At 48.3% G+C, this 21,205-nt stretch carries 21 protein-coding genes; 11 read left to right on the top strand and 10 right to left on the bottom strand.

All coding sequences use genetic code 11. The annotated features are described in order from the left end of the window. Positions 1-27: 27 nt before the first annotated feature. Genes SIB74_RS04900 through SIB74_RS04890 form a run of 3 tightly spaced genes read right to left on the bottom strand, consistent with a single transcriptional unit; the run spans position 28 to position 3,243 of the window. Positions 28-1,389 carry a S41 family peptidase gene (locus tag SIB74_RS04900; RefSeq protein WP_063395934.1) on the bottom strand — a complete coding sequence of 454 codons (1,362 nt, stop codon included), beginning with the start codon at positions 1,387-1,389 and terminating at the stop codon, positions 28-30. Between the two features lie 37 nt (positions 1,390-1,426). After that, positions 1,427-2,647: a (E)-4-hydroxy-3-methylbut-2-enyl-diphosphate synthase gene (ispG, locus tag SIB74_RS04895; RefSeq protein ID WP_063396028.1), complete on the bottom strand. Its 1,221-nt coding sequence runs from the start codon at positions 2,645-2,647 to the stop codon at positions 1,427-1,429. A gap of 44 nt (positions 2,648-2,691) precedes the next feature. Beyond that, positions 2,692-3,243: a uracil-DNA glycosylase gene (locus SIB74_RS04890; protein WP_063395935.1), complete on the bottom strand. Its 552-nt coding sequence runs from the start codon at positions 3,241-3,243 to the stop codon at positions 2,692-2,694. Between the two features lie 308 nt (positions 3,244-3,551). On the opposite strand from SIB74_RS04890, the gene SIB74_RS04885 reads away from it, so the two are divergent. The 6 genes from SIB74_RS04885 (at position 3,552) to SIB74_RS04860 (ending at position 9,538) form a co-directional block, all read left to right on the top strand. Next, positions 3,552-4,730, top strand: a complete 1,179-nt coding sequence (locus tag SIB74_RS04885; protein ID WP_063396029.1) for a pyridoxal phosphate-dependent aminotransferase — start codon at positions 3,552-3,554, stop codon at positions 4,728-4,730. Positions 4,731-4,753: 23 nt separating this feature from the next. Continuing rightward, positions 4,754-5,653 carry a putative selenate ABC transporter substrate-binding protein gene (locus tag SIB74_RS04880; protein WP_063395936.1) on the top strand — a complete coding sequence of 300 codons (900 nt, stop codon included), beginning with the start codon at positions 4,754-4,756 and terminating at the stop codon, positions 5,651-5,653. Then, on the top strand, positions 5,650-6,393 hold the full coding sequence (locus SIB74_RS04875) for an ATP-binding cassette domain-containing protein (protein ID WP_063395937.1): 744 nt from the start codon (positions 5,650-5,652) through the stop codon (positions 6,391-6,393). Before SIB74_RS04880 ends, SIB74_RS04875 begins: the two co-directional genes overlap by 4 nt. After that, positions 6,390-7,955, top strand: coding sequence for a hypothetical protein (locus SIB74_RS04870; protein ID WP_063395938.1), 1,566 nt, complete (start codon positions 6,390-6,392; stop codon positions 7,953-7,955). The genes SIB74_RS04875 and SIB74_RS04870 overlap by 4 nt, the downstream gene beginning before the upstream one ends. Positions 7,956-7,977: 22 nt before the next feature. Further along, the gene (locus SIB74_RS04865; RefSeq protein WP_063395939.1) at positions 7,978-8,655 is read left to right on the top strand and encodes a GDSL-type esterase/lipase family protein; all 678 of its coding nucleotides are present in this window, start codon (positions 7,978-7,980) and stop codon (positions 8,653-8,655) included. Positions 8,656-8,821: 166 nt separating this feature from the next. After that, positions 8,822-9,538 carry a sigma-70 family RNA polymerase sigma factor gene (locus tag SIB74_RS04860; RefSeq protein ID WP_231906073.1) on the top strand — a complete coding sequence of 239 codons (717 nt, stop codon included), beginning with the start codon at positions 8,822-8,824 and terminating at the stop codon, positions 9,536-9,538. 4 nt (positions 9,539-9,542) lie between these two features. Here SIB74_RS04860 and SIB74_RS04855 read toward each other — a convergent pair whose 3' ends face one another. The 3 genes from SIB74_RS04855 to SIB74_RS04845 all read right to left on the bottom strand — a co-directional run bounded on the left by SIB74_RS04855 (position 9,543) and on the right by SIB74_RS04845 (position 11,835). Continuing rightward, positions 9,543-10,295, bottom strand: coding sequence for a DUF92 domain-containing protein (locus SIB74_RS04855; RefSeq protein WP_063395940.1), 753 nt, complete (start codon positions 10,293-10,295; stop codon positions 9,543-9,545). A 305-nt stretch (positions 10,296-10,600) separates the two neighbouring features. After that, a complete protein-coding gene (locus SIB74_RS04850) occupies positions 10,601-11,377 on the bottom strand; it encodes a 16S rRNA (uracil(1498)-N(3))-methyltransferase (RefSeq protein WP_063395941.1) in 777 nt (258 codons plus the stop codon). Between the two features lie 8 nt (positions 11,378-11,385). Continuing rightward, on the bottom strand, positions 11,386-11,835 hold the full coding sequence (locus SIB74_RS04845) for a DUF3531 family protein (protein WP_063395942.1): 450 nt from the start codon (positions 11,833-11,835) through the stop codon (positions 11,386-11,388). Positions 11,836-11,952: 117 nt separating this feature from the next. Between SIB74_RS04845 and SIB74_RS04840 the strand changes: the two genes are divergently transcribed. Further along, the gene (locus tag SIB74_RS04840) at positions 11,953-12,585 is read left to right on the top strand and encodes an ABC transporter ATP-binding protein (protein WP_063395943.1); all 633 of its coding nucleotides are present in this window, start codon (positions 11,953-11,955) and stop codon (positions 12,583-12,585) included. A gap of 379 nt (positions 12,586-12,964) precedes the next feature. On the opposite strand, the gene SIB74_RS04835 is transcribed toward SIB74_RS04840, so the two are convergent. After that, positions 12,965-13,660 carry a CPP1-like family protein gene (locus SIB74_RS04835; RefSeq protein ID WP_063395944.1) on the bottom strand — a complete coding sequence of 232 codons (696 nt, stop codon included), beginning with the start codon at positions 13,658-13,660 and terminating at the stop codon, positions 12,965-12,967. Positions 13,661-13,728: 68 nt separating this feature from the next. On the opposite strand from SIB74_RS04835, the gene SIB74_RS04830 reads away from it, so the two are divergent. Further along, the gene (locus SIB74_RS04830) at positions 13,729-13,944 is read left to right on the top strand and encodes a hypothetical protein (protein WP_063395945.1); all 216 of its coding nucleotides are present in this window, start codon (positions 13,729-13,731) and stop codon (positions 13,942-13,944) included. A gap of 82 nt (positions 13,945-14,026) precedes the next feature. Here SIB74_RS04830 and SIB74_RS04825 read toward each other — a convergent pair whose 3' ends face one another. Further along, complete coding sequence (locus tag SIB74_RS04825; RefSeq protein WP_369818023.1) at positions 14,027-15,709, bottom strand: peptide chain release factor 3; 1,683 nt, start codon at positions 15,707-15,709, stop codon at positions 14,027-14,029. 412 nt (positions 15,710-16,121) lie between these two features. Beyond that, the gene (locus SIB74_RS04820) at positions 16,122-16,802 is read right to left on the bottom strand and encodes a class I SAM-dependent methyltransferase (protein WP_063396032.1); all 681 of its coding nucleotides are present in this window, start codon (positions 16,800-16,802) and stop codon (positions 16,122-16,124) included. 126 nt (positions 16,803-16,928) lie between these two features. Between SIB74_RS04820 and nrdJ the strand changes: the two genes are divergently transcribed. The 3 genes from nrdJ (at position 16,929) to SIB74_RS04805 (ending at position 20,323) form a co-directional block, all read left to right on the top strand. Beyond that, a complete protein-coding gene (gene nrdJ / locus SIB74_RS04815; RefSeq protein WP_197463290.1) occupies positions 16,929-19,271 on the top strand; it encodes a ribonucleoside-triphosphate reductase, adenosylcobalamin-dependent in 2,343 nt (780 codons plus the stop codon). Between the two features lie 172 nt (positions 19,272-19,443). Beyond that, on the top strand, positions 19,444-19,710 hold the full coding sequence (locus SIB74_RS04810; protein WP_063395947.1) for a hypothetical protein: 267 nt from the start codon (positions 19,444-19,446) through the stop codon (positions 19,708-19,710). Positions 19,711-20,065: 355 nt separating this feature from the next. Next, a complete protein-coding gene (locus tag SIB74_RS04805) occupies positions 20,066-20,323 on the top strand; it encodes a hypothetical protein (protein ID WP_063395948.1) in 258 nt (85 codons plus the stop codon). A gap of 44 nt (positions 20,324-20,367) precedes the next feature. Here SIB74_RS04805 and SIB74_RS04800 read toward each other — a convergent pair whose 3' ends face one another. After that, entirely contained in the window at positions 20,368-20,820 is a 453-nt protein-coding gene (locus tag SIB74_RS04800; RefSeq protein WP_011826057.1) for a hypothetical protein, read from the bottom strand. Positions 20,821-21,205 lie beyond the last annotated feature (385 nt).

The following is a 21,205-nucleotide window of genomic DNA, read 5'->3' as shown; positions in this document are numbered from 1 at the left end:
TCAATACAAAATCTAACTGCTTAGAAATTATAGTGTTGACGGAATAGCCTGGGGAAGGTTAACTCCTACAGGCTTATATGATGGCCCATCAAGTACTTTTTTCAGGGCTTTAATTAGTGTTGTTTCGGCCACCTTATATTGACTATCCTTCCCAGAGCCAAGATCCTCAAGCTTAAGATTATTGATTTCTTTTTCGGACATCACGGCCTTAATATCTGGCTTGATGCCATTTTTATGAATGTCCGTTCCGCTTGGGGTGAGATACTTAGCAATCGTGACAGTAAGACCAGAGCCGTCAGAAAGACCTCGAACAGATTGAACCAAGCCCTTACCAAAGGTCTTCTGTCCTACAAGTACACCACGATCATTGTCCTGTAGTGCTCCTGAGAGGATCTCACTTGCACTTGCTGAGCCTTCATTCACCAAAACCACAACAGGTAGTTTGGTTAAGGCACTACCATTCGCTCGGCGTACATCTTGAATGCCATCACGAGTTTTTGTTCGAACAATTGTACCTTCATCAAGCCATTGGCGTGCGATATCAACACTGGCCTCAAGCAACCCTCCAGGATTACTACGCAAGTCGAGTACATAGCCTTGAACACCATCTTTTTCTAAATTCTTGATAGCACTTCGCATACCTTTAGCTGCATGGGCATTAAACTGTTTCAGGCGGATATAACCAATCTTTGTACCATCAACTGTGGTATTTAACTGGATATCAACTGCCTGTATCTCAATCCGTGCACGAATCAACGGGACCTGGATAACGTCACCCTTGCGACGCAAACCAAGGGTGACCTCACTACCTTCTTTACCACGAATCAACTTAACAGCATCCGCTGTAGACATGCCCTTAGTGGATTGTCCATTAATGAAAACGATCACATCCTTAGGTTGGACACCAGCCTTAGATGCAGGAGTTCCTTCAATTGGTGAAACCACAACTAATTCTTTTGTATCCTTGTCTAGAGAAAGCTGGATGCCAACACCTGTTAATTCTCCTGAGGTGTCGATCTGCATTTCCTTAAATTCCTTTGGATCTAAGAATCGTGTATAGGGATCATCCAAGCTCGCTAACATGCCACGGATCGCTTCATATGATTCTGAAGTGGCTGAATAGTTCTTGGCTAATAAGTCCTTGCGTAGTCCCTTCCAGCCTTCAGGGTTATATTGACCTGTGGAATCAAGATAGTCACGATATACAATCTGCCAGACCTGATCAATCACCTCTTTGGGGCTATCGCTAATAGCTGAAGAAGAACTGCTTGGCAGACCCAAACTTGGAGAGGCAAGTGCAATTGCAGTAGCGGCTCCTCCCGCGCCCAGAAGGACCAGCCATGAACTGCGCTGGCGGCCTAATGAGCGAAAACTTCCAGAGATAGGCATGGCGTCCAAATTGGACTGATCTCACACAATAACGACTTCATGGCGGATCCACCCATCGACCGTCGTCCTTGATCAACTGGATCAACGCATCTACACCCTCAGACTCAGACACCTTGCGAATCTCATCTCTGCCGCGGTAGAGGGATATCACTCCTGGGCCTTTACCAACATAACCATAGTCAGCATCTGCCATCTCACCTGGGCCATTCACAATGCAACCCATCACCGCAATATCCAAACCAACAAGATGTGATGTGGAATCGCGCACTTTCTGAACAACCTCTTCAAGGTTGAACAACGTTCGTCCGCAACTTGGGCAGCTGATGTACTCGACCATCGTTTTGCGCAGCCCGATGGATTGAAGAATCGAGTAACAAACTGGAATTTCTTTCTCAGGCGCCTCGGTCAATGAAACTCGGATGGTATCTCCTAGCCCTTCTGCTAAAAGCGTTGCGATGCCCGCTGTACTTTTAATCCGTCCATAATCCCCATCACCAGCCTCGGTTACGCCCAAATGAAGGGGATAATTGAAACCCTCTTGATCCATGGTGTCAGCCATCAATCGATAAGCCGCCAACATCACAGGCGCTCTAGAGGCCTTCATCGAAATCACGATGTTATGAAAATCGAGCGCATCGCAAATGCGTACGAATTCCATTGCTGACTCAACCATCCCAAGAGGTGTATCTCCATAAGCAAAGAGCATGCGTTCAGCAAGCGAACCATGATTCACTCCGATACGAAGGGCCTTGTCTTGCTGCTTGAGAAGGGTGACAAGGGGTTCGAAATTCTCGGCAATACGTTCTCTAATAGATGCAATCTCTTCGCTGCTGAACTCTGTTCGATTTGGATCAGCTTTATCAAACACGAAAAGGCCTGGATTGATCCTCACCTTGTCGACGTGTTTTGCCACCTCAAGGGCAATTTTCATGCCGTTGTGATGAACGTCAGCCACTAGTGGTACTGGCTGATAAGTCTGCTTAAGGCGTTTGCAAATCTCTCCGACAGCCTTGGCATGACCGAGAGATGGAACCGTTAGGCGAGCAATTTCACAACCAACTTCATGCAAGCGACGAATGCCTGCTGTTGCACCCTCCACATCAAGGGTGTCTTCGTTGATCATCGACTGCACCCTGACAGGATGATCACTACCAATCAAGACACCTCCTACGTTGACAGTGCGCGTTACACGTCGGTGGATCTGGGTGTCGTATCTCCTGGATGTGCTGATTGGAGACTCGGCCATGGTTGCGCTCATGGCAGTTGGTGGTTGGCTAAATCCAACACTGGCACAACGGCATGTCAATCAACATTACTAAGCCTATGGCGAATGCTCATCAAATCGCCTCTGGTCAGCGCGATAGGGGCACCATCGACTGGAGATGGGTTGCGAAGAAGGTAGGCAGGATGCAAAAGCGGCATCAGTAAACGGCCATGCCAGTGCTGCCATTGACCGCGAAGTTTCGTAATTCCTCCCTTGATGCCAAGGATGGCTTCGACTGCCGTCGAGCCAGCCAAAGCAATCACGTAGGGATCAACCAACTCAATCTGTTGCTGTAACCATGGTCGATAGGAGGCAATCTCCGCAAGTGTCGGTCGCCGATTCTTTGGGGGGCGGCACTTCACAACATTGCAGATATACGCGTCAACAACAGGATCAAGGCCAACACTCTCCATCAAACGATCCAAAAGTTGCCCAGAACGTCCTACAAAGGGTTTCCCCAACTCATCCTCGCGAGCGCCAGGCGCTTCCCCGATCACCATCAAACAGGCCTGTGGGTTTCCACGACTCACAACAACCTGAGGCTGTTGAACCGGCATGACACAGGCGCCACAGCCATTAGTGCGCTCCATATGAGCCCCATAGACATGGGTCAACCCTTGTGAGTTTTATTTTAATTAATTGCGAACAGCCGCAACGACTCTCTGATGGAAAGCAGCGACTTGCATTGAGGAGATCTAGGCGAATTCAGCCGAAAAAACCCTGAAGAGTCGCCAAAAACTAGCTCTTGTCAAGATCGATTGACCTCCAAAGAACAATGGTTTCCAACCCAAGCAAACCATGACCTTTAAAAAGCCAATTGAAAGAAGTTGGTTGTCCATGTCAGAGCATCAGGCAAGATGTGATCCTTACGGGCATCCCGCAAGGGGATGCGGCACCAATGCCACTCCCGCCTCATCTTTCCGACCGAGTCGTTGCCCTCCAGCCCTCACTCACACTGGCAATCAGTGCTCGAGCAAAGGCTCTTCAGAAAGAAGGCCGCGACATTTGCAGCATGAGTGCTGGTGAGCCGGATTTCAATACCCCTGAATTCATCATTGATGCCACGGTGAAGGCACTCCGTGACGGCATCACCCGTTATGGCCCTGCCGCTGGAGACCCTGAACTGCGTGAGGCAATAGCCACCAAGCTCAGCAAAGAAAACACTGTGCCAACCAATGCAGAGCAAGTTTTGGTGACCAATGGAGGCAAGCAAGCAATCTTTAACTTGTTTCAGGTGATCCTCAATCCAGGCGATGAGGTTTTAATCCCTGCTCCTTATTGGCTGAGTTATCCAGAAATGGCCCGCTTAGCCGGTGCAAAGGTGACAACACTTCCCTCCACTCCAGAAAACGGTTTCTGTCTAGATCTCAACAACCTAGAAGCTTCCATCGGCTCAAAAACCCGTCTTTTATTACTTAATTCTCCGGGCAACCCAACCGGTCGTGTGATGGCACGCAAGGAGCTGGAAGCTTTGGCTGATCTGCTAAGAAATTATCCCCAGATCCTTGTCATGAGTGATGAGATCTACGAGTTCATTCTTGAAGACGGGCAACAACATCACAGCTTCTCTGCTATAGCACCAGATCTTTCAGACAGAACCTTCATCGTTAACGGCTTTGCCAAGGGCTGGGCAATGACTGGTTGGCGGTTGGGTTATCTAGCCGGCCCCGCTGATGCAGTGAAAGCGGCCACTGCCCTCCAAAGCCAGAGCACGAGCAATGTCTGCAGTTTCGCTCAGCGTGGAGCCTTGGCCGCGCTGCAAGGCTCAAGGGAGTGTGTGAAGAAGATGGTTAATAGCTACAACACCCGACGCGAACTCCTCGCCTCTGGCTTGCTTGGCCTTGAAGGGATCAGCCTGATCTCTCCAAAAGGTGCGTTTTATGCCTTCCCAAAACTACCTGAAGGAAGCCTCGACTCAGTAAGTTTCTGTCAGCAAGCTCTTGAAAACTATGGGCTTGCCATGGTTCCAGGTGCCGCATTCGGAGACGACAATTGCATACGCCTCACTTGTGCTGTGTCCCATCAAACGATTTGCGATGGACTAGAACGTCTCCGCAAAGCTCTAAAACAGAGCTAAACACACAACACAACAAAGACAACATGCCTTCAAGAGCAGACCGGGTGTTGGTCCTCACTGCATTGATCTGCTTCTTTGGTTTACTGAGCTGCAGCAATCAAACTGAGAAGACACTTCGTATTGGGGCAATTCCCGATCAGAATCCTGAGCGATTGAACCGTTTATACGGTCTACTCTCGTCTGAACTGAGCAAAGAATTAAACGTGCCCGTTCGCTACAAAGCAGTGACGAACTATCCAGCCGCAGTCAGTGCCTTCCGCACCGACAGCCTTGATCTTGTTTGGTTTGGAGGCCTAACAGGTGTACAAGCTAGGTTGCAGAAGCCAGGAGCAGAAGTTATCGCTCAAAGAGATATTGATGCCAAATTTACAAGTGTATTTATAGCCAATACAAAGAGCGGAATTAAGCCATTAAAAAACCAGTCTGGACTTCAACAACTTAATGGGAAGCGCTTCACCTTTGGCTCAGAAAGTTCCACCTCTGGAAGATTAATGCCTCAGCATTTCCTTCAACAAGCAGGTGTGCAAATGACTGATTTTTCCGGAGGCAAGCCAGGTTTCAGTGGCAGTCATGATGCAACAATTGCTTTGGTGCAAAGTGGTTCATTTGACGCTGGTGCCCTGAATGAAAGCGTATGGAAAGCGGCTCAGAGAAATGGCCGCATCGATCCAGCTAAAGTTAAAGTGATTTGGAGGACGCCCCCATATGCCGACTATCACTGGCTAGCACAACCAAATCTCGATGAAAAATTTGGCGATGGTTTCACTGACAATCTAAAGTCAACTCTGACTGGGTTAAAGAAAGATTCAAAATCTCAAGAAAAAATACTTGAACTTTTTGGGGCAAATAGTTTTGTAGATGCAGACAAAACTCAATACATAACAATCGAGAAGATAGGTCGACAACTAGGAAAGATTCAGTGAGAAGATTGCTTGAAATAAGGGGCGTATTTGTTCAAAGCAGTAGAGGGAATCGGCTTAATGATATTAACCTTAGCATTTCCTCTGGAGAGCGTGTTGCACTTGTAGGTAGCAACGGATCAGGAAAAAGTAGCTTATTAGCGGTTGCCAATGGTACTCTTATTCCTGATTCAGGTAAGGTGCTTTGGCAAAATTATTCAACCTCAAACTTAGGGCAACGTCAACGACAAAAAATAGGAACTCTATGGCAAGATCTTCGTCTTGTAGAAGAGCTCAACGTTGCACAAAACATTAACAGTGGTGCGTTAGCCAACAGAAATTTACTATGGGCTCTAGCTAATTTACTCAAGCCAATCGAATTAAATGCCTGCAGTGAATGTCTTGAAAAAGTAGGTCTTTCAACGAGTATCCTTTCTGCAATGGTAAGCGAACTCTCGGGGGGACAGCGGCAGCGAGTGGCAATAGCACGCCTCTTACGTCAAAAACCAGAACTCATTCTCGCTGACGAACCTTTATTCAGCCTCGATCCAATTCTTGCAGAGGAAATCCTCCATCTTTTCTTGGACAACACGATGACGAGTGATATGGGCGAAGAAAGAACCCTTTTGATGAGCCTGCATCAACCTTCCTTTTGTCGGCACTTTGACAGGGTAATCGCACTTAAGTCTGGGAGAGTTGTCTTTGATCAAACTGCTGAATGTCTTGATGAAGAAGCCTTAGCCTTGATCTACGGATCTGCATGAGTCGCCTCAGTCCAACTCCTCCAATCCTGAGCCTTTTGCCAGCACTGGCTTTATTGCCTGTACTTATTTCTATACTCATAAGTTTCCACAATGGTGGAGTCACTCTCCTATGGGAGTTTCTTTGCGCTGCCGTTCATCCATCTATTCAAGCAGAGGTCGTTCAAAGTGCATTTAGAGGGATACAGATCACTTTGGCCACAGCTCTTCTTAGCTGGTCAATCAGTTCAATATTTGGAATTTGTCTTGGCATAGCCAGCGCCAGGGTGGTATGGGAGACCTTTTTAGGTAAAAGCTGGCCAGCGATTTTGATTCGCAGACTTTTGGCAATCCCGCGCGCTATTCACGAACTGCTCTGGGGTTTGTTGTTACTTCAAATGGTTGGACTAAGCCCTTGGGTAGCAATTGTTGCAATCGTCATTCCTTACACCTCACTTGTTGCTCGAGTCGTAAGCGATCAACTTGAAACCCAGGATCGTCGAGCCTTAAGGGGCTTAAAACAGGCTGGGGCGGGCTCCTCCTCCGCATTGATTACAGCTCTTGGCCCTGCGATGGGGCCTGTCTTATTGAGTTATGTCGGATATCGACTTGAATGTGCATTAAGGGGTGCAACCGTGTTGGGTGTTTTTGGATTAGGTGGTATTGGGACTGACCTTCAACTGGCACTTCAATCTCTTCAATTCCAGGACGTATGGACAGCTTTATGGTTACTGGCAGCAGTAATGTTTAGTCTTGAGCAGATATTAGGTTTGATACGTGGATATTTCAAATTATCGAAAAATGGAATTTGGCAAATTACTACAATGTTGATTGTCTTATTGATTCTTTGCGCACTAAGTATTCCCTGGCTCAATGCAGTTGATATTGATCTAGGAGAACCTCTTCACTGGAGTCCCCTTCCATTACCAACTGTTGATGAGCTAATAAATGCTATTCATGCTCTCCCATGGATCCAATTAATCAGCAGCACGATGTTGCTAACAGTGTTAGCAGCAGGAATAGCTATCGGAACACCGCCAGTAGCAATGATGCTTTGGCCAAGCCGACTGGGAATAGCAATACAAAGAATCATCTGGGGACTGCTAAGACTGATGCCAACCCCTCTTACTGTTCTATTTTTGCTGCTCTTCAGCAAACCGAGTGTGGCTGTTGCTGCTCTTGCACTTGGAGCCCACAACATTGGAGTGATGGGTCGCCTCTTAAAAGAAGGACTTGACCAACAAAGCGACAACAATTTGAAAGCCCTAAGCGCGACTGGCGCCGGAGCACGATCGGCTTGGCTCTATGGATGCTTTAGCGGCCAAAGCCGTAGCTATTTAGCCTATGCCGCTTACAGAACGGACGTGATTTTGCGTGAAACCGTGGTAGTTGGCATGGTTGGAGGCACTGGACTGGGTTGGCAGTTGATCGAATCTCTTGGTTCGTTCAACTGGGCGCAGGTCTGTGTTCTAATCGCGGTGTTCACAGCTCTGACCTTGATCGGAGAATCGATCACTGATCGCTTGCGATATCACTGGACTGGTTCAACTAAAAAGCTACCTATGCTTGTAGACCTACAAAGCTGATCAGGTTCCACTTGTCGATGTGATGGCCAATACATACAAGAGACTCGTTGTCATTGGTGACAGTGGTGTTTATGGATGGGGAGATCGAGAGGGGGGCGGATGGTGTGAACGTCTGCGATGCCAATGGATGAGCCTCCCTGATGCCCCAGTGGTCTACCAGCTTGGAATTCGTGGTGATGGGCTGGAAAGTGTTGCCAAACGCTGGCAACAGGAATGGCAAAGTCGAGGCGAACTCCGTCGTCAGGTTCCTGATGCAGTTCTACTGGCGGTGGGCCTCAATGACACAGCACGTATTGGACGCCCCGATGGCCGGCCCCAACTCACAGCAGAGGCCTTTCGCTTTGGCCTGCAGCAAATGCTGACAGAGATGAAACACCTCACCAAGGTGATGGTGATGGGCCTCACTCCTGTCGATGAAGCTGTAATGCCATTTGCGCAATGCCTCTGGTATTCAAACCAATCGGGGGCCGTTTATGAAGCCCAGCTTGAGGAAGCCTGTCTTGAGGTTGATGTGCCATTTCTGCCGTTGCACAACGCCATGCTCAATGAACCTGCCTGGCTCAGCTGGATCGAACCCGATGGTATCCATCTCAACTCAGAGGGACATGACTGGATCCACCATCGGGTGATGGCATGGACATCGCTGCTGGAGTGGGCACAGCTCGAACCACTAACAAACTTCACTCCTACGGTTGGCTGAAATCACCCCTAAGGAATCCGATGTTCATCCTTTAGATGGTTTACCAGCGTTGCAGAAAAGCAGAAAGTTAAGAATGTCAATAGAAAGTCAAGTCATGGCACAAACTTCTTACAAAACCTTGCTGAGAAAGAGAACAAAGTGCTCTAGGTATAAGCGTTCTTTCTCATTGCCCGAATCGATACAAAAACGCAATCAGGCTGTAATTGAACACCTTGGATTGGCACACCTTGCAGCAACTCGCCAGGCCACCCGTGGCGGAGAGGAACTGGATGATCTCATTCAAGAAGCAAGACTGGGATTAATCATGGCGATGGAGAAATTCGATGCCAATCGTGGATTTAAAGTAAGTAGCTATGCAATGGCCCGTGCCAACGGCCAGATCCTTCATTTCCGCAGAGACAGAAGCCAGATCGTGAGAGTGCCCTGGCGACTGAGAGACCTATATACCCGCGGCATGAGACTCCAGCAGATGCAGCAGAATGATGGGTTAAACCCGCTCACTGAAGAGCAGCTAGCTGCACAATTAAATGTAAGTTCAGACCGCTGGCATCAAGCTGCCGAAGCAGTATGGCAAACAAACCTTGTATCTCTTGATGCCAAAGAGACTTCAACAGCAGGCAATCATTCTGAGAAGAGAGTTTCATTATTAGAATTGCTTAAATCATCAAAGCAGAAAGAACCGGATCTGCAACAACAATGGCTAAAAAAGGCTATTGAGCGTCTAACACCCCACCAGCAACACTTGCTTTACGCCCATTACATCGATGACATCAGCTTGAGACAGTTAGCAAAGCGCGAAAAGATGAAGGAGAACATGCTGCGAAGGGTTTTGCGAGGTTTAATTAAACAACTTCAACTTTGGTCCACAAACAAATCTGATTAGCTCATCAAGCAGCCAATCCAAGCCAAGCGGCGATTGCGATGGCAAAAACAGCAGCAAAGCTTGTCTGTAAGCCATTGACAAGTTCATTACTCAGCCAACTAATTCTGTTCTGAGCAATTGCGCCTAAAAGGCTCTCCATAAGAGTGGCCAATAAGCCAATCAAAGCAACCAAGATCGCCTGGGAACCAAAAGACAACAGTGAGAGGGAGACCATCACGAAGGTCATCAAAAGACTGCCAAGGGCACTTGCGAGAGTGCCCTCGAGACTGATGGCGCCATCCGTACCAGCAGGTACAGAACGCAGCGTGGTGATGAGCACAGTGGTTCGGCCCCAACGTTTGCCTATCTCACTGCCGAAAGTGTCAGCAAGCTTCGCAGCAAAACTTGCTGCGAAACCGATCATCAGCAAAGACTGGGAACCAAGGCCCAATTTGATCAGGATTGCCACTACAGCACCAGTGGCTGCAGATCCCCAGACATTTTCAGGCCCACGCCTGCCACCACGTCCCTCAGCAAGTCCAGCGAGCTTCTTCTGGGCCATGCCAAGACGGGTGACCATCGATCCCAGGACGAGATAGATCACAACCGCAAGCCAACCACGCCAGCCAAGACATCCCCAGAGGATGGTGCCTAGTGCCCCGGCATGAATCCATCCGGCGGAAGTGAGTAATGGCAGCCTCTGGGCCAGCGCAATCAATAGAGCATTGAGAGCAAAAGCCCAGAGCCATTGAGCCAGAGTCGGATTAGAAAAAAGCATCAACTTTGATAGCACTGCCTTTGGCCAGATTGGACAAGAGACAGCAAGCGCGGGCTATTGCTTGACGCTGTCTGGCAGACCAGAGCATCAAGCAGAAAAAACAGCCTACGGTTTTGATCTTCTCAATCTCAGCATTGAGAAAATTATCACCTCAAAAGCCTCTGCAGAAAACCACTGAAGAAGTCCGAGCCCTCGAGTCAAAGGAAGCAACTATGAAATCAAGGTTTGCTTGAAACAGACGCCTATAAACGCTGACATTCGTGAGCAAATACGCAACCGCGAAGATCAAAAAAACCTGCAGGCATTCAATCAGATCTTGACTGGTCTCTTGCCAAGCTGATCCGTCGACTTGACACCATTGTTTGAGCTGCTGCCACAGCAGCTGTGCAAGTACGCAGGATTGAATCCCCCAACGCCACAGGCACCCAACCAGCGGCCTCAGCGGCACACTCTTCAATTGGGCTCCAACCACCCTCAGGACCAATCGCAACTGTGACTTGATTGATTTCTGGGGTCAATCCTTCCATCAAAAGTTGGAGATCAATCAGTCCCTGCCGACGAGTGGTGGCCAAAGCAAAAACTGCATGAACTGGTGCACTTTTCCACAAGGATGAAGCTTCTGCTATTGGCAAAAGTTCTGGCTGCCAAAGCTGCTCAGATTGCTCAACTGCTTCCCTAAGGATCACCTTCCATCGCAATGGTCGATCCTCCGCCTGAGGAGTACACCTATCAGAACGTAGAGGCTGGATACGGTTTACGCCAAGTTCACAACTCATCCTCAGAACCTCCTCAAAGCCACGCTTTGGGATAACAACAGCCAAACAGAGTTGTTGACGATGGCGAGGTTGTTGTAGACAAGGAGACGAAGGTGACGTGTCAAGTTTTAAAAAATCACCTGCTTGTAGATGGGCCTCCCAGAAATGGCCAACACCATCAACAACCGCAACCGCTTGCCCATTGCGAAGGCGAAGCACTCTGCGCAGGTAATGGACTTCGTCTTGCTTGAGAGATAACAAATGGTCAGAAGCAGTGATTGCCTCAAACCGCTGCGATTCAACCAAAAGGCGCCTGAGCTCAGCCAAGAGACTGCTTAGGCCTCCAAAGGGAAGATGCTGTCGGGATGGGGCTCAACAGGCCAGTCTTCATTGACACCACCAATCAGCACTTCATCCAACTGCACCACATCGGAGTCAATTTGCTGGAGAGCGTTGATCAGGACATCAAGTGCAACAGCATCACTTGTACCAAGATCAACCCAACAACGTGCCCAGCAGCCTTGATATTCCAACTGGCCCATGTTGTGCATCAGCGCAGGGATCACGGATCTGGCGTCTTCATTGTCGTAAGTGATCCAGCTGAGATCCGCACCTTCCTCATGGACTTGTAGGTTCTCAGCATTAAATCCACCCAAACGGCCAATCACGTACCAACTATCAAAGATGCCATCGACGTAATTTTGCTCACCCTGGCTTGGTACATCGGCAAAGTGAAGCCATAGCCAACAGTTGAATGGATCAACCTCGCGGAAACGAACGTCCATGAAAGCTCGACGATGGCTGCATCATCGCGGCATTCGACAGATCCGTCTGCATAAGCAAGCATTCATCAATCAAATTGGAGGATCATTGGCTGCTGTGACCAGAGAAGTGAGGTGCTCATGCTGGAGCTAAAAGACATTCAATACCGTCCTTCAACATCAGAAGAACCTGTGCTGCAGGGAGTTGATCTCATTGCTCATGCGAGCCAACCCGTTGTAATAGCTGGCGCTAGTGGAAGTGGCAAAACCAGTCTGCTAGAGGTGATCAGTGGACTTGCAAGTGCTCAACAAGGCGCCATTTACTGGGAACACAAGCCCTTAAATCAGCGTCAACGACGCTGGATGTGTGGGGTCGTATTTCAATTCCCAGAGCGGCACTTTCTTGGATTAACTGTTGCCCAGGAGCTGCGCTTAGGGCATCGCCGACTCACCAGTGGGGATCAAACACAAGCGCTACAAAAGGTTGGACTGGCTCAGATCAACATGAAGCAAGCACCGGAACGTCTCAGTGGAGGGCAACAAAGACGGCTTGCCCTTGCTGTTCAGTTGCTTCGCAAGCCAACCATTTTGCTGCTTGATGAACCGACCGCCGGGCTTGATTGGTCAGTACGTGATGATGTATTGGAACTGCTTTCCAAGCTTGCTCGAGATCAGTTGTTAATCGTGGCCACTCATGAGCCAGAACTCTTTGAGGGTTTGTCAAGTGCAGCGTATCGGCTCGATTCAGGTCAGCTTCATAAGGAGCCTCAATAGTTCTCAATCAACTTAGATAACTAGCTGCCTTCGTAATCGAAAGTCACAGAGAAGCAATTCACACTGGCCAATCATTCATGAGCAACGCTTTAAAAGCGAATTGGGTCAGCGATCTATAAATATCTTCCTGAGCTTTCAATCAATAGGTAGTTAATGAAGTTAAAAACATTATTTCCAAGGAGCCTTAAGCGCCGAAAAATATTGCAAAACTAAGTCTTTTTGCTGATGAACTCATAAAGTATTCTCCAGGAATGCTAGCAATATAGAATTGAATAACAATCAAAAAAATATTTAATTGCTTGGCAAAAGTGAAACAAGTCCTTTTTGTCAGTTGATTAGATGGTGAAAGTAAGCCATTATTTGCATGGGTCTTATCTAATCAATCCAAAAGGAGTGCACCAGCCCAAAGCAACAACACTGTTGGCAGCGCTTCAAGCTGGTCTCCTGTAATCGGCAGGGTAACGCTTGGCAAAGCTGTCATGGCTTGCAGGAGGAGTCCCCCAAGGATCAAGCCGCTAGCAAGTAACAGAACACTCCAGCCCAATGATGCAAGTGGGCGACGACCTCGTCTGATCTGACTCAGAAACAGAGCAATTGTTGATACAGAAAGGATAAGCTCCGTACTTCCAACAGGAGCAACGATCACAAGCAATAAGGCAAGTCCTCCCAAGACCAATCGAACCGTGAGGCCCTGTCCTTCAGGTAGAGAGAGATTCGGCCAGAATTCTCCTGGTTTGGTGTTAGCAGTTGAAGAATTGATATTGCGTAGGCGTGTAAGCAGTGCATTGCTTCCACCACTGCGAGCAGCTGTCTCGACCTGCACCTCCTCTCGCTGAGAGGCATTGACTGCAGCATTGCTCACTTTGCCAAGCTGACGTTCCTTGAGACTGGACATGAGCACAGCGTCATAAGACGCTTCAACCCTTGCCCTGGCTTGAAGGTCATCGCCTACCTCTAAAAGCCGCTTTTCCTTTGCTTTTTGCACAGATTCAAAGCTGGCTCCTGGTTCAAGACCAAGGATGGAGTAAGGATCCTGCGACCCTGGATTCGAACTGGAGCCGATGCCCGAGGCCATGGTTCTAAGAGAACTGCTCTGAGCGTATCGAGACCAGCTCAAAAGAGGGGCGAACCATAGCGATAGCCATGGCTGTTCTGGAGCTGTTTGCAACAAACCAAAGCCTCTTGCTGTCCCATCCACTGTCTACTCTTGAGCAACGGCATCTGTGGTGGAAGGTGGAAGCCAACAAGCATTTCAACCCTTTCAGGTTGATCATTGCAGCTTCCAGCACGAAAGCAAACGTACTCAGTGCCACCATCAACACAGGGGCGTATCAGCCATTGGTTGTCCACTACCACTGAAAACATTCTTTAACGATTCTGGCTAACTAGAGCAGTGAATCGCGAGTTCTTTTCGTCAGGGAAGCAGAATTAAGCCCAACGCTCAGAGGCTGATCGGCTCTACACCACTAACCACAGGCGCAACAGCACTAAGTTCCAACGCAGGGTGATCATCAAGAAGCTGGTTAAGGTTCCACTCGTTCTTGAACAAGAGAACAGGACGCTGCCAGGCATCCTGAACGGTCTTGCAATTAAATATTCGACCCATCTCATCTAGAGCAGGCCAACCATCACTGACCCACCGTGCCACCTGGAATCCCATAGGTTCTAGGCGGGTTTGAACGCCATATTCGTTTTCTAAACGATGTTGAACAACGTCAAGCTGCAACTGACCTACTGCAGCAAGAATCGGATCCCTCTTGCTCTGATCAGTGTCGTAGAGGATTTGTACAGCACCTTCCTCTCTCAACTCATTGACTCCTTTACGAAAATTTTTAAATGCTGAAGGATTCGGGTTACGTAACCAGCTAAATATCTCAGGACTAAAGCATGGTATACCCTCATATTCAACTCTAGAGCCTGTATACAGAGTATCACCAATCGCAAACATACCAGGATTATTTAGACCGATAACATCACCTGGATAGGCATCATCAACGACCGAACGTTCTTGGCCAAATAACTTCTGTGGGCGAGATAGGCGTACGGATTTGCCGGTTCGTGCTAAGCGCACCGTCATGTCCTTTTCAAAACGTCCGCTGCAGACCCTTACAAAGGCGACACGATCGCGATGACGAGGATCCATATTTGCCTGTAATTTGAACACAAAGCCACTGAAGGACGATCGCAAAGGATCAACAGGGCCCTCACTTGTAGAACGAGCTACCGGACGCTGCGCCATCTCAAGAAAGGCATCAAGGAAAGGCCTCACCCCAAAATTGGTCATTGCTGAACCAAAAAACACTGGTGTCAACTCGCCTGCATGGACTAATTCCAGATCAAGCTCTGCACCTGCTGCCTCCAAGAGCTCTAGCTCTTCCAAAGCTTGGTCCAAAAGCTCCTGCTCGACAAGGCTTGGTAATTCCGGATCGTCAAGATGAAGGTGTCGTTCACTGGCTTGGCGGCCCCTTTCCGCTCGTGTAAAAAGAACGACATTTCTAGTTCGACGATCAATAACACCACGAAACAACTCCCCACTACCAATAGGCCAATTCACGGCCCAAGGTATTAGTTCCAACTCTGCTTCAATCTCATCCAACAGCAACAGAGGATCCCGCCCTGCACGATCCATCTTGTTTATGAAAGTAAAGATTGGGATATTTCTCATGCGACATACCTCAAACAATTTTCTTGTCTGAGGTTCTAAACCCTTAGCTGCATCCTCCAACATCACCGCATTATCTGCAGCCGCCAGGGTGCGATAAGTGTCTTCGGAGAAATCCTGGTGTCCGGGGGTATCAAGAAGGTTAATTGTGGTATCTGCATAATCAAACTGCAGCACGGTGGAGGTGATCGAGATACCCCGCTGCTTCTCCAACTCCATCCAATCAGAGGTCACCTTGCGCTGCTCACCACGGGCTTTAACAGCCCCTGCTTGCTGGATCGCACCTCCGTAAAGCAACAATTTTTCTGTAAGGGTGGTCTTCCCCGCATCCGGATGGGAAATGATCGCGAAATTTCGGCGACGGCTAATGGCCTCGGCCAACGAGGCCTCAAGGACTTGATCTATATCGATTGAAGAGGCCGAATCAATCGGCGGGCTCGTGGAATCGGGAAGAGAGGTCAAGCGGTGACGAAGATCTGGCGGGTGCAAGTGCATATTAAAGGTGCGATAAATGATCAAGCCTTTGACTGCGTCTAAGATTCATAAGACAAGGAATTCACTTCTTGGCAGGTGCAAGGCTGATATTTCAGCCTCTGTCAATGATTGATTGTGATCAGTTTTTCAATCTCAACTCATCTCAGTGAGAAATGCTGTTCGGGCAAAGTGCTTAAGCGTTCACAATCAATCCTGATCCATCAAGGCAACCATGATCATCGATTTCTAGTACTGACCCCTACCTGATGGCCATGGCGCCAACACCAACGTTGATCTCAATACTTTCTTCAGCGAAAACTCAATTCAATGGGAAAAGACTTGCGCCCTCACTTGTGAGAACGGGCGAGAAGGCCTCATACGTCAAACTGACTCTATGCATTTAGATCGTGCCAAATACGTCGAGATACCTGTCCTCAACTTCGATCACATGCAAATGATCTAGCCCTGCATGGCCAAGCTGTGACTGCACCTCTTCCAAGGTGAAGGCTGCGTGCAGAGACGCCAAATAATCACGAATCAAAATAGAAGGTGCTTCCTGCATATGTTTTTGTTGAAGCGCAATAGCCTGTTTAGTCGATAAGGGTCGACGCAGATCGCGATGAAAAACAAACGCGCCTGGGGCTGCTAAATACTTAGTGACCTGCCATAAAAGATTGGGGTCATGAAGGTGGTGAAGCAAGCTATTACTAATAACGAGAGCAGCCGAACATTTCAAATCGACGCATTGGTTCACTAGTGATGAAAGATTGGAACAGCGATAGGTCAGTCCCTTAAGTTCAGCGGCCATCGCTTTTTGCCGTTGCAAAGCGTGATCAAGCATCGCTTGAGCACCATCAATGCCAAGCACCATCACATCAGGCCAGAGGCACTGGAGACGCTCGCAAATATTTCCAGGTCCACAACCAAGATCAACGATCATGCTGCCTGGAGAAGGAATCTTGCACAGGCTGATCAGATACTCCTGCAAGCGTTTGATCAATGCCTCATCACCACAGGAGAAATCTGCTTCGGCATAGGCCTTGGCCTGAAGCGGATCATCCATCAACTCCGGCTCAGGCAAACGCTTCACAAGATCTCAATCTGATTTCTCACTAGTCTCAACCAGGCACTGTCGATGGTGTTACTAAAGCTTGCAGACACCATGAGTGGCGGTAGCGTTCCCTTACTTATCGGCATAAGCCAACCTATGACCCTGACTTCGAGCAGACCTGAAATAGCAATGACAGCCTTAGAAGCCAGCGGACAACGTGGTGATTTCCCTGCCACGGCTCCAGCTGCTAACCCGGTTTTTTATCGCACTTATAGCCGCCGCACCTCGTCGGGACGAGAAAGTTGGAACGAAGTGAGCACACGCAACCTCCAAGGACTTCAGCAACTCGGCAAACTTAGAGCTGAGGAGGTAGCGCTGATGTCGCGCATGCAAGCCGAGAAAAAGGCTCTCCCCTCTGGGCGCTGGCTATGGATCGGTGGAACGGATTGGATCGAAAAAACAGAGAATTTCTCAGGTGCCTACAACTGCACATCCACCAACCTGGTGGACTGGGAAGCCTTTGGTCTAATGATGGACCTTGCGATGATGGGCTGCGGAACTGGTGCTGTCATTGAACCTCACTTGATTGATCAGCTTCCGTTGGTTCGCAACCCCATCAAAATCAATGATGTAACAGATATTGGCCTAACAGCAGCACATCAAAGACAAGAGCAAACAACGCACAGAATTGAAAACGACAACGTCTTGATCAAGGTTGGAGACACACGTCGTGGCTGGGTTGACAGCTATCAGTTATTACTCGAACTATGCAGCGATGAACGCTTCGCTGGACGAACCATCAATGTGAGTATTGACCTTTCAGACGTAAGGCCAGTAGGCGAGACCCTCAAGGGCTTTGGTGGAATGGCCAATCCAGTGAAGCTGAAGGATCTTTATACCCGTGTCGCTCGACTGCTTGGTAAAGCAGTCGGCCGTCGCCTCACATCAGTGGAGTGTTGCCTCCTAATCGACGAAGCCGCAGTAACGATCGTTGCAGGCAACATTCGCCGCAGTGCTGGCATGCGTCAGTTCTCGGCGGAAGATCTTGCAGCTGCAGATGCCAAAGAAAATCTCTGGCAACAAGATGCCGACGGTAATTGGCGCATCGATCCCGAAAAAGATGCGCTACGCATGGCCAATCACACCAGGGTTTACCACAACAGACCGAGCCGATCGATTGTGGTTGAGGCCGTAAGAAAACAATTCCATTCTGGAGAGGGCGCCATTCAATTCGCACCAGAAGCCATTGCTCGCTCCAATGCAGACCTGCTGACCACACAAGAATTACGCCAGGAATTCATTGGGATCTACTGCGATCAAGGAAGAGACGAAGCAGGTCGCTGGTTACAGACCAACCACGGTCCGATCGATGACAGCGAATTAAAGCATCGACTAGGCCGCTATGGCCTAAACCCATGCGGGGAAATTCTTGGAGCCGACTTTCACTGCAATTTGGCCGAGATCCATCTCAACCAAATCGACCCTTGCGATGAAGACGGTCAAGCTGATGCTTTCAAAGCTGCTGCTCTATCGGTTGCCTGCCTGCTAAACCATCGCTTTGAAGTCCCCAGATATCGCCAAAGCCGTGCCTGGGATCCAATTGTGGGTGTGAGCTTTACTGGTTTATTTGACTTCTTCGTACATGCATTCGGCACTTCCTGGCTCAGATGGTGGGAAAACGGGCGACCTGACACAGATGAAGGTCGCCATTTCAAGCAAAAGGAAGCATCCTTTTTGATCCGTTGGAAAGAAATAGTCAACGAAACGGTATGGGACTACTGCGATCGCCACGAGTTGCGTCGCCCTAGCCGTTGCACCACAGTTCAACCAGCCGGAACGAAAAGTCTGCTTACAGGAGCAGCACCGGGATGGCATCCTCCTAAAGCCCAGCGTTTCATTCGTCGGATTACCTTCCGAAAGAATGATCCAGTGGCGATGGCATGTATGGACTACGGATACACCGTTGTGCCGTCTCAATCTGATAAAGATGAGCAGGGTCGATTGCTGGATGATCCATTTGATCCACGCTGCAGCGAATGGTTGGTTGAAATCCCTACAGAAGTCAGCTGGGCCAATCTTCCTGGTGCCGATGCTGTCAATATCAATAACTTCTCAGCACTGGCTCAATTTGATTTCTACATGCAAGTGCAAAGCCATTACACGGCCCACAACACTTCAGCGACGATTGAACTGCGTGAGGATGAGATAGAGAGTCTGGGAGAAGCGTTGCATCAGGCCATTGACAACAGTGAGGGCTACATCTCTGCGGCACTGCTTGCTCGCTTCGATGCCAACAATGCCACCTTCCCTCGCTTGCCATTTGAACCGATCAATGCAAACACATTCGAACGCCTGCAAGCAGAGGTGGTTAATCGGAGGGTGAGGAGCAACTTCTTCGAGGCTCTTCACTCCTATGACCAAGGTGAACTGATGGAGGCGGGGCCAGCTGGATGTGACTCAGACAAATGCCTACTTCCACTGGCCAAACCTGGGAGCTGACTCAAACGCTGATGGAATCCGTCCTGGATGGTTCTCGAGGGCGGATCTCATGGCAAGGAGCATCGAATTCTTACGAAACCACATCAATTGATTGGTAAAGACCATTGCAACCAAAAGCGATAGGTGGCTATTTATGGAGTGAGGCAAGTTCGGTCTACACCTCCTTAAGCCAATGAACACTGCCAAGATCCAGGTCAATGCGATGAGTAAAAGCACACGAGAGGCAATAGTCGACAAACTTAGGGCTTGTCAAACAGACGAGCAGTTACTTGCATACGATGCTCAATTCAACATTGAATCCAATACAGGCCCCTTATATCTGGTGATTTGCGAATTTCTTCATAATCGCACCATCTCTCGTGCGATTGCCGCCAAGTGGCTAAAGACACTACTTGAAGACCGCGAAAATAAGCTTCGGATGGTGAGTGTAAAAGCCTAACAATGCTGTCTTAGATACACGTAAACAAGATGCTCATGAACGTGAAGAATGATAGACAGACTAACACATCAATAGTTAACAACTCTTCAATAGGAGTTTGACAAGAAGAATGAAGCAGAGACTCCAAGAAGCATAGAATTCATTCTGAATTTTTATCAGTGATATATAGGCAAGAAAACCTATCAATCATATGCTTCGAACAAACCATAAGAGCACGTTTAAAAACTGAAATGGTCTCAATCGCTGCACAAATACAATAACCATCCTCCTATCCAATTAATTGATTCATGTTTGCGATGGCTAGAGATAGGCAAGTAGCTTTAGGGTATCACTATTAACGAACAGCCATTCAAGCATGAAGCCTCAAATTACTGATGGACCAAATCAATCTAAACAAGAAGAACAGTTTGCTGGTTTTGCAAAGATTTTTGCTATTGGGATTGCTCCGCGTGGAATCATTGCAATCGGCATCGTGCCGATGGGCCTTGTGAGTATTGGGGTTGTATCCATGGGTTTAGTGAGCATTGGCTGCGTTGGTATGGGAGCCATTAGCGCCTGCCTGGTAGGCATGGGGATATGGGCTACGGGAATGAATGTTATGGGTGCTTGGTAAGCAGTACTAATCAGAGTGCATGGAATTGTTGGTTAAGAGGAATCCTATTCAGCTCTATTACAAGCTAAGCAACCACCATTGATTCGATAAGGAGAAAGGTGACCATTCAGACAATAAGTGCCTCTGAAAAATTTCTTTACTCCGATTTCCCTGGCATGAGCATCAGTTAAGGGAAGTTTTAGCCATTGATCTGGAACCTTACCGACAAGATTCTCTCGATTAATTAGCGCCTGCTTTCTTCTTAAGTTCTCCTCACGATCATTCTTATCACAAACAGCCTCGGTTGTGATTTCGCGAGAACATTCAATGCATTCGGTAATATTTTTTTTCTTTCTCAAACGATGAGATAAAGAGTCACTCGGAACTTCACGTTCATTGCCACAGCTACAACGGCACCACCAATAGGAATTGCCTGCTGCGGTTCGTCGATCTGATGCACGAACAACAGTTAGGCGTCCATAAACTTCTCCCAGCCGATCTCGAGGTTTACTAGGCATGTGTAACTTCACAAGTAATGCTTGGGCAAATATAATTGATCTTTGGAATCCAAACACCAAAAGCCTGTTTTGCAGCATTGAAACATTGGACAGTCAAAATATCCGAGACGGTCTTACAAGAATTGAGAACAGCGAATGATAAAACAATGAGGTTAATATATTGATGTTGATGGTTTAGCGAGATTTGTGCAAAGAAACATACTGTTGAGACATCGAGAAACTCACTTCACAGAGAGGGGACGATTGGGGCTGCCTGAATGAAAAGTTCTGAAATGACGAATTGTTTAGTGAAGCGAATAGTTCCATCGCAGACGAGTTCACAGATAATGGAAAAGATTTGATTGCCATGACCAGTGAATCACTTTTGCCGCGGTAGACACAAGAC

This window comes from Prochlorococcus sp. MIT 1306 (assembly GCF_047304515.1).
In the GTDB taxonomy this organism is placed as follows: Bacteria; Cyanobacteriota; Cyanobacteriia; order PCC-6307; family Cyanobiaceae; genus Prochlorococcus; species Prochlorococcus marinus_D.
This window is presented reverse-complemented; position numbering and strand designations above follow the sequence as displayed.

What these genes read in the sequence shown, in the direction of transcription:
- SIB74_RS04900 (WP_063395934.1), bottom strand. Translation starts at nt 1,389, where the DNA reads ATGCCTATCTCTGGAAGTTTTCGCTCATTAGGCCGCCAGCGCAGTTCA.
- ispG (WP_063396028.1), bottom strand. Translation starts at nt 2,647, where the DNA reads ATGAGCGCAACCATGGCCGAGTCTCCAATCAGCACATCCAGGAGATAC.
- SIB74_RS04890 (WP_063395935.1), bottom strand. Translation starts at nt 3,243, where the DNA reads ATGGAGCGCACTAATGGCTGTGGCGCCTGTGTCATGCCGGTTCAACAG.
- SIB74_RS04885 (WP_063396029.1), top strand. Translation starts at nt 3,552, where the DNA reads ATGCCACTCCCGCCTCATCTTTCCGACCGAGTCGTTGCCCTCCAGCCC.
- SIB74_RS04880 (WP_063395936.1), top strand. Translation starts at nt 4,754, where the DNA reads ATGCCTTCAAGAGCAGACCGGGTGTTGGTCCTCACTGCATTGATCTGC.
- SIB74_RS04870 (WP_063395938.1), top strand. Translation starts at nt 6,390, where the DNA reads ATGAGTCGCCTCAGTCCAACTCCTCCAATCCTGAGCCTTTTGCCAGCA.
- SIB74_RS04865 (WP_063395939.1), top strand. Translation starts at nt 7,978, where the DNA reads ATGGCCAATACATACAAGAGACTCGTTGTCATTGGTGACAGTGGTGTT.
- SIB74_RS04855 (WP_063395940.1), bottom strand. Translation starts at nt 10,295, where the DNA reads ATGCTTTTTTCTAATCCGACTCTGGCTCAATGGCTCTGGGCTTTTGCT.
- SIB74_RS04845 (WP_063395942.1), bottom strand. Translation starts at nt 11,835, where the DNA reads ATGGACGTTCGTTTCCGCGAGGTTGATCCATTCAACTGTTGGCTATGG.
- SIB74_RS04840 (WP_063395943.1), top strand. Translation starts at nt 11,953, where the DNA reads ATGCTGGAGCTAAAAGACATTCAATACCGTCCTTCAACATCAGAAGAA.
- SIB74_RS04835 (WP_063395944.1), bottom strand. Translation starts at nt 13,660, where the DNA reads ATGGCCTCGGGCATCGGCTCCAGTTCGAATCCAGGGTCGCAGGATCCT.
- SIB74_RS04830 (WP_063395945.1), top strand. Translation starts at nt 13,729, where the DNA reads ATGGCTGTTCTGGAGCTGTTTGCAACAAACCAAAGCCTCTTGCTGTCC.
- nrdJ (WP_197463290.1), top strand. Translation starts at nt 16,929, where the DNA reads ATGACCCTGACTTCGAGCAGACCTGAAATAGCAATGACAGCCTTAGAA.
- SIB74_RS04810 (WP_063395947.1), top strand. Translation starts at nt 19,444, where the DNA reads ATGAACACTGCCAAGATCCAGGTCAATGCGATGAGTAAAAGCACACGA.
- SIB74_RS04805 (WP_063395948.1), top strand. Translation starts at nt 20,066, where the DNA reads ATGAAGCCTCAAATTACTGATGGACCAAATCAATCTAAACAAGAAGAA.
- SIB74_RS04800 (WP_011826057.1), bottom strand. Translation starts at nt 20,820, where the DNA reads ATGCCTAGTAAACCTCGAGATCGGCTGGGAGAAGTTTATGGACGCCTA.